General features: G+C 72.7%; 8 protein-coding genes. 4 read left to right on the top strand and 4 right to left on the bottom strand.

Going from position 1 to position 6,187, the window contains the following annotated elements; genetic code table 11:
• A partial coding sequence (locus ACWGE1_RS39425) for an AfsR/SARP family transcriptional regulator (protein ID WP_453425286.1) occupies nt 1-1,508 on the bottom strand: 1,508 nt, incomplete at its 3' end.
• Between the two features lie 72 nt (nt 1,509-1,580).
• Between ACWGE1_RS39425 and ACWGE1_RS39420 the strand changes: the two genes are divergently transcribed.
• On the top strand, nt 1,581-2,375 hold the full coding sequence (locus ACWGE1_RS39420; RefSeq protein ID WP_453425285.1) for a site-2 protease family protein: 795 nt from the start codon (nt 1,581-1,583) through the stop codon (nt 2,373-2,375).
• Nucleotides 2,376-2,394: 19 nt separating this feature from the next.
• On the opposite strand, the gene ACWGE1_RS39415 is transcribed toward ACWGE1_RS39420, so the two are convergent.
• Nucleotides 2,395-2,586 carry a hypothetical protein gene (locus tag ACWGE1_RS39415; RefSeq protein ID WP_453425284.1) on the bottom strand — a complete coding sequence of 64 codons (192 nt, stop codon included), beginning with the start codon at nt 2,584-2,586 and terminating at the stop codon, nt 2,395-2,397.
• A 102-nt stretch (nt 2,587-2,688) separates the two neighbouring features.
• On the bottom strand, nt 2,689-3,393 hold the full coding sequence (npdG, locus tag ACWGE1_RS39410; protein ID WP_393850033.1) for an NADPH-dependent F420 reductase: 705 nt from the start codon (nt 3,391-3,393) through the stop codon (nt 2,689-2,691).
• Nucleotides 3,394-3,487: 94 nt separating this feature from the next.
• On the opposite strand from npdG, the gene ACWGE1_RS39405 reads away from it, so the two are divergent.
• A complete protein-coding gene (locus ACWGE1_RS39405) occupies nt 3,488-4,156 on the top strand; it encodes a hypothetical protein (RefSeq protein ID WP_453425283.1) in 669 nt (222 codons plus the stop codon).
• A gap of 3 nt (nt 4,157-4,159) precedes the next feature.
• On the opposite strand, the gene ACWGE1_RS39400 is transcribed toward ACWGE1_RS39405, so the two are convergent.
• Nucleotides 4,160-4,405, bottom strand: coding sequence for a hypothetical protein (locus ACWGE1_RS39400; protein ID WP_453425282.1), 246 nt, complete (start codon nt 4,403-4,405; stop codon nt 4,160-4,162).
• Between the two features lie 71 nt (nt 4,406-4,476).
• Here ACWGE1_RS39400 and map point away from each other — a divergent pair, with 71 nt between their 5' ends.
• A complete protein-coding gene (map, locus tag ACWGE1_RS39395; RefSeq protein WP_453425281.1) occupies nt 4,477-5,334 on the top strand; it encodes a type I methionyl aminopeptidase in 858 nt (285 codons plus the stop codon).
• Between the two features lie 139 nt (nt 5,335-5,473).
• A complete protein-coding gene (locus tag ACWGE1_RS39390) occupies nt 5,474-6,121 on the top strand; it encodes a biliverdin-producing heme oxygenase (RefSeq protein WP_453425280.1) in 648 nt (215 codons plus the stop codon).
• Nucleotides 6,122-6,187: the final 66 nt, after the last annotated feature.

Below are 6,187 nucleotides of genomic sequence, written 5' to 3'. Positions count from 1 at the left end.
CTGGTCAGGAGCCGGAAGCGGTCGTCGAGGCGGTCGGCGATCTGGCGCGGGGTGAGCAGCCGCAGCCGGGCGGCGGCCAGCTCGATGGCGAGCGGCAGACCGTCGAGGCGGCGGCAGATCTCGGCGGCCGCGGCCGGGTCCTCCTCGACGGTGAACCCGGCGCGGGCGGCGGCCCCCCGGTCGCCGAGCAGCCGCAGCGCGATCGGGTCGGGCAGCGGTTCCACCGGGCGCAGGGACTCCCCGGGGACGCCGAGGGGTTCGCGGCTCGTGGCCAGGATCCGGACGCCGGGGCAGTGCGTGAGGAGCCGCTCGGCGAGCTCGGCGGCCGCGCCGATGACGTGCTCGCAGTTGTCGAGCAGCAGCAGGAGCCGGCGGCGTGCGCAGTACTCGGCGAGCCGGTCGAGGGGGTCGTCCCCGGCGCGTTCGGTGAAGGCGCGCAGCTCCTCGGCGGCGGCTCCGCGCAGCTTGGTCTCCCGGGCACCGAGCGCGGCGAGGGTGGCCTCGGCGACGTCCTCCGGGTCGTCGACGGGAGCGAGCTCGACGAGCCACACCCCGTCGGGCCAGGCGCTCCCGTCCTGCGTCTCGGCGGCCTCCTGGGACAGCCGCGTCTTGCCCGCGCCGCCGGGCCCGAGGAGCGTGACGAGGCGGGACCGCGCGAGGTCGTCGCCGATGACGCGGATGTCGTCCTCCCGGCCGACGAAGGTGGTCGGACGGGCGCGCAGGTTGCCCGCGGACGCGGGGGCGACCGGCGGCACGTCGGCGACGGCCGAGGCAGCAGCAGCGGTGGGTGGCTTCGTGTCCGAGGTCAGCAGTTCGGCGTGCAGGGCCCGCAGTTCCGGGCCCGGGTCGGTGCCCAGCCGGTCGGACAGCTCCCGCCGCAGGCTGTCGTACTCGGCCAGCGCCTCCGCCGGGCGGCCCGCGTCGCGCAGGGCCCGGATGCGCAGGGTGTGCAACGGCTCGTCCAGCGGCTGCTGCGCGCACAGCGCGGCCAGCTCCGGCAGGCACCGCTCCGCCTCGCCCATCGCCAGGGCCGCCGCGAGCCGCCCCCGGCGCGCCTCCATCCGTACGGCCTCCCAGCGCGCGGCCTCCGCGGCCGGGTCCGGCAGGTCGGCGAGGGCCGGTCCGCGCCACAGGGCGAGGGCCTCCTCGTACAGGGCCGCCGCCTCGGCCGGGTCCGGTGCCGCGCCTGCGGCCCGCACCAGCCGCTCGAAGCGGTACAGGTCGACGTCCTCCCGCTCGGCGGCCAGCTGGTAGCCGCCCTCCGCGGAACGCACGGCCGCGTGCCCCAGCGCCCGCCGCAGCCGGGCCACCAGCGCCTGCAGGGCCGCCACCGCCTCGGCCGGCGGATCGCCGTCCCACACCTCGGCCACGAGCAGGGGGGCCGGGACCACCCGGCCCGGCCGCAGCGCGAGCGCGGTCAGGAGCGCCCGAAGGCGCGCTCCGCCGACGGCCACGGGGGTCCCGTCGTCGTGGATGGCCTGGGCGGTTCCGAGGATCGCGTAACGCACCGGCCCATTGTCCCCGCACCCGGACCCGGACCCGCACCGATTTACGCCGGCCGTCCGGGATAGGTTTCCCGCATGGGGCATCAGGGTGTGCGCGCAGAGCGGCGGATCAGTTCGGTATTCCTCGGCATCGCCGCCGTCATGGCCGTCACGGGCTGGGCGGTGTGGACGGGGTACTCGACGAGCACCGGACTCGCCGTGTTCCTCTTCGTGACCTCGGCGTGGATCGTCTCCCTGTGCCTGCACGAGTACGCGCACGCCCGCACCGCCCTGCACGGCGGCGACCTCTCGGTGGGCGCCAAGGGCTACCTGACGCTGAACCCGCTCAAGTACACGCACGCGCTGCTCAGCATCGTGCTGCCGGTGGTCTTCGTGATCCTGGGCGGTATCGGCCTGCCCGGCGGCGCGGTCTTCATCGAGCGGGGCCGGATCCAGGGCCGCTGGAAGCACAGCATGATCTCGGCGGCGGGCCCGCTGACCAACGTGCTGTTCGCCGTGGTGTGCACGGCCCCGTTCTGGCTGAACGCCCTGGACGGGGTGCCGCTGCCCTTCCGCTACGCGCTCGCCTTCCTCGCCCTGCTCCAGGTCTCGGCGGCGATCCTGAACTTCCTCCCGGTGCCGGGCCTCGACGGGTACGGGGTCATCGAGCCCTGGCTGTCGTACCGGGTGCGCCGCGAGGTGGAGCCGCTGGCGCCGTTCGGCCTGCTCGCCGTGTTCGCGCTGCTGTGGATCCCGGGGGTCAACGCGTTCTTCTTCGACGTGGTGCGCGACCTGCTGTCCGCACTCGGCGTGTCGGACCTGGAGACGTACTGCGGCCGCGACCTCTACACCTTCTGGCGGGAGACCGACGGCCTCTGCTCGACGGACTAGGGAGCGGCCGCGTCAGACGTCAGACCGCGTTGCGCGCGGCGGCGGCCTTCTCGGCCTTCGCCTTGCGCAGGTAGTACCAGGCCATGTTGGACGTGAGGCCGGCGAGCAGCACCCAGATGATCCCGAGGAAGCTGCCCTCCACGAAGGCGACGACGGCCGCGGCCACCGCACAGATGCAGACGACAACGGCGAAGACGGCAAGGCGGGGCATGGGAAGAGCTCCTCGGAAACACTGAACGGGGTCGAGCCCCTCCAGTGTCCCCCATGCCCCGCAGTGCTCCCGTAAGGACCGCCGGGCGGTCGGGGGGGCGGGTCAGACGTCCGTGATGCGCAGGCCCGCGTGGGCCTTGTAGCGGCGGTTGGTGGAGATGAGGTTGGCCACCAGGGACTCGACCTGGTGGGCGTTGCGCAGGCGTCCCGCGAAGACTCCGCGCATGCCCGGGATGCGGGCGGCCAGGGCCTGGACGATGTCCGTGTCGGCGCGGGCTTCGCCGAGGACCATCACGTCGGTGTCGATCTCGTCGATCGACTCGTCCTGGAGCAGGACGGCCGAGAGGTGGTGGAAGGCCGCCGTGACGCGGGAGTCCGGGAGCAGGGCGGCGGCCTGCTGGGCGGCGCTGCCCTCTTCGACCTGGAGGGCGTACGCGCCCTGCTTGTCGAAGCCGAGCGGGTTGACGCAGTCGACCACGAGCTTGCCCGCGAGGTCCTCGCGGAGCGCTTCGAGGGTCTTGGCGTGGCCCTCCCACGGCACCGCGATGATGACGATGTCGCTGCGGCGCGCGCACTCGGCGTTGTCCGCGCCCTCCACGCCGAGGCCCAGTTCACCGGCCGCGGTCTGCGCGCGGTCGGCGGCGCGGGAGCCGATGATCACCTTCTGGCCGGCCCTGGCGAGCCGGTAGGCCAGACCGCGGCCCTGGTCGCCGGTGCCGCCGAGGACGCCGACGACGAGGCCGGACACGTCCGGCAGCTCCCACGGGTCCTTGACCGGCGGCTTCTGCGTGTTGTCTGAGGAAGTCATGGGGGCGAGGGTACTGCCGGGTAGCCCACAGTCGAAGGGTGGCGAAGGGGAAGGAACCGCTCCCCGTGTCGCCCGCATGGTGCAGGATGCCGATATGGACGCCGTGAGGGTCGCGCTGCTGCGCGAGGTGCTCGCCGGTACGCAGTGGCCGGGTGCCGCACGCCGCTTCGCCGGATCGCTGCGCCGGTCCGTCGTACCGGCCGGCGGGAACCTGCTGCTGGTGGGGACCGAGGGGTACGAGCCCTGGCACCTGGCGGCGCACCTGGTGGACGAGGCCGCCTGGTCCGGGCAGCCGGAGCTGGCGCCCACGCTCGTGCGCCACCACGTGCGGCCCGGTCAGCCGCCGCACCTGTCGGTGGGGCTGGGCAGGCTGGCGGCGGCCCGGCGCGGGCACACGGTGCTGGTGGTGGCGCCCGGGGAGCCGGGTGAGGGACTGCTGGAGCGCGTACACGACGCCCGGCGCGCGGGGGCGACCGTACTGTCCCTGGACGGCGGGAATCCGGAGCTGGGGGCGCTCGCGCACGATGCCCTGTCGGTGCCGGGGCCGGGGCCAGTGCCGGGGCCGGCGCCCGGGCCCGCGTCCGGGGCGGCCGGGGAGAGCGGCGAGCCGGACGGCGGGATGGATCTGGACACCGTGCAGCACCTGGTCAGCGCGGCGGCCGGGGAGAACGGTCTGCCGGCGCAGCGCGGACCGCGCCGGTTCCGGGACCGGCTGGCGCGGCTGGCCGACCAGTTGACCGCACCGCCGCCCAGCCGCTGGTAGGGCTTACGCCGTACCCGTGCCGGCGCCCTCTTCGTCCTCGCGGGTCCTGTCGTTCCACTTGGGGTCGTTCTGCCATTCGAGGTTGCGTTCCTGCGCCGTCTCCATGGCGTGGTTCGCCTCCTCCGGGGTTTCGTACGGCCCGAACCGGTCCTTCGCCGGGCACTCGGGGCCTTCCTCGACCTTCTTGTGGACCAGGCAGTAGTACCACTCGCCGGGTTTGCCCACCTGACGCTTCTTGAACAGGGCCATCGTCGTCGGGCTCCTCTCGTACCTCTCTATGCCGCCATGCTGCCCCATCCCCGCTGGATACACTCGCTTGCATGTCCGGTCAGTCGCTGCTCGTACCAGGCGAGCTCTCTCCCGTCCGTTCCGTCCCCGGAAACATCCGCCGGCCCGAGTACGTGGGCAAGCCCGCGCCCGCGCCGTACACCGGACCGGAGGTGCAGTCGGCCGAGACCATCGAGGCCATGCGCATCGCCGGCCGGATCGCCGCCCAGGCGATGGAAGAGGCCGCCAAGCTGATCGCGCCGGGGGTGACCACCGACGAGCTCGACCGGGTCGCCCACGCGTACATGTGCGATCACGGGGCCTACCCCTCGACGCTCGGCTACCGGGGCTTCCCGAAGTCGCTGTGTTCCTCCGTGAACGAGGTCATCTGCCACGGCATCCCCGATTCCACCGTCCTGCGCGACGGCGACATCGTGAACCTCGACGTGACCGCGTACATCGGCGGCGTGCACGGCGACAACAACGCGACCTACCTGTGCGGGGAGGTGGACGAGGAGTCGCGGCTGCTGGTGGAGCGCACCCGGGAGGCGCTGAACCGGGCCATCAAGGCCGTCAAGCCGGGCCGCCAGATCAACGTCATCGGCCGGGTCATCGAGTCGTACGCGAAGCGCTTCGGCTACGGCGTGGTCCGGGACTTCACCGGCCACGGCATCAACTCGTCCTTCCACTCCGGCCTGATCGTCCCGCACTACGACAGCCCGCACGCCACCACCGTCATCGAGCCCGGCATGACCTTCACCATCGAGCCGATGCTGACCCTGGGCACCCACGAGTACGACATGTGGGAGGACGGCTGGACGGTCGTCACGAAGGACCGCAAGCGCACCGCGCAGTTCGAGCACACGCTGGTGGTGACGGACTCCGGCGCGGAGATCCTGACCCTTCCCTAGCCGGTCCGCGGCCGGGTTCGCGGCGGGGATTTTTTACCGACAGGACGTCGGGAACACATTGACTTAGGCAAGCCTAAGTAGGAGGATCAGGCGTGGCGGCATTGCCGTCACGCCTGTTTCCTCTTCCTGGAGGTCCGCCTTGGACGCCTTCTCTACGGTCATCCGCGTCGCCTCGCACGAGCAGCACACCGAGGCCGAGACGTCGACCTTCATGAGCGATCTGCTGGGTGGACGGCTCGGCGTGGACGCGTACACGCGCTACACCGAGCAGCTGTGGTTCGTGTACCGGGCCCTGGAGGATGCGGCCGAGTCCCTCAAGGACGACGCCGTGGCCGGCCCGTTCATCCGGCCCGAGCTCATGCGCGTCGCCGAGATCGAGCGGGACCTCGCGCACCTGGTGGGCCCGGACTGGCGCGCGAGCGTGGTGGCCCTGCCCGCGACGCGCGCGTACGCCGACCGGGTCGCCCAGTGCGCCGCCGAGTGGCCGGGCGGGTACGTCGCCCACCACTACACCCGCTACCTGGGCGACCTCTCCGGCGGCCAGATCATCCGCGACAAGGCCGAGCGCACCTGGGGCTTCGAGCGCAAGGGCGACGGCGTCCGGTTCTACGTCTTCGCGGACATCTCCAACCCGGCGGCCTTCAAGCGGACCTACCGCGAGCTGCTGGACGCGATTGCCGCGGACGACCTGGAGAAGCAGCGCATCATCGACGAGTGCAAGCGCGCCTTCGACTTCAACGGCGCGGTCTTCCGCGAGCTGGGCGAGCAGTTCCCGCTGAGCGCCTGACCCTTCCGGGGGGCTGCGGGACCGAGGAGCAGGAAACAGGGCCGGGCCCGGTGCACGAGGTGCACC

The organism is Streptomyces sp. NPDC054932 (assembly GCF_053610205.1).
Note: the sequence above shows the minus strand (reverse complement) of the source record. Positions and strands in the feature narration are given on the sequence as shown.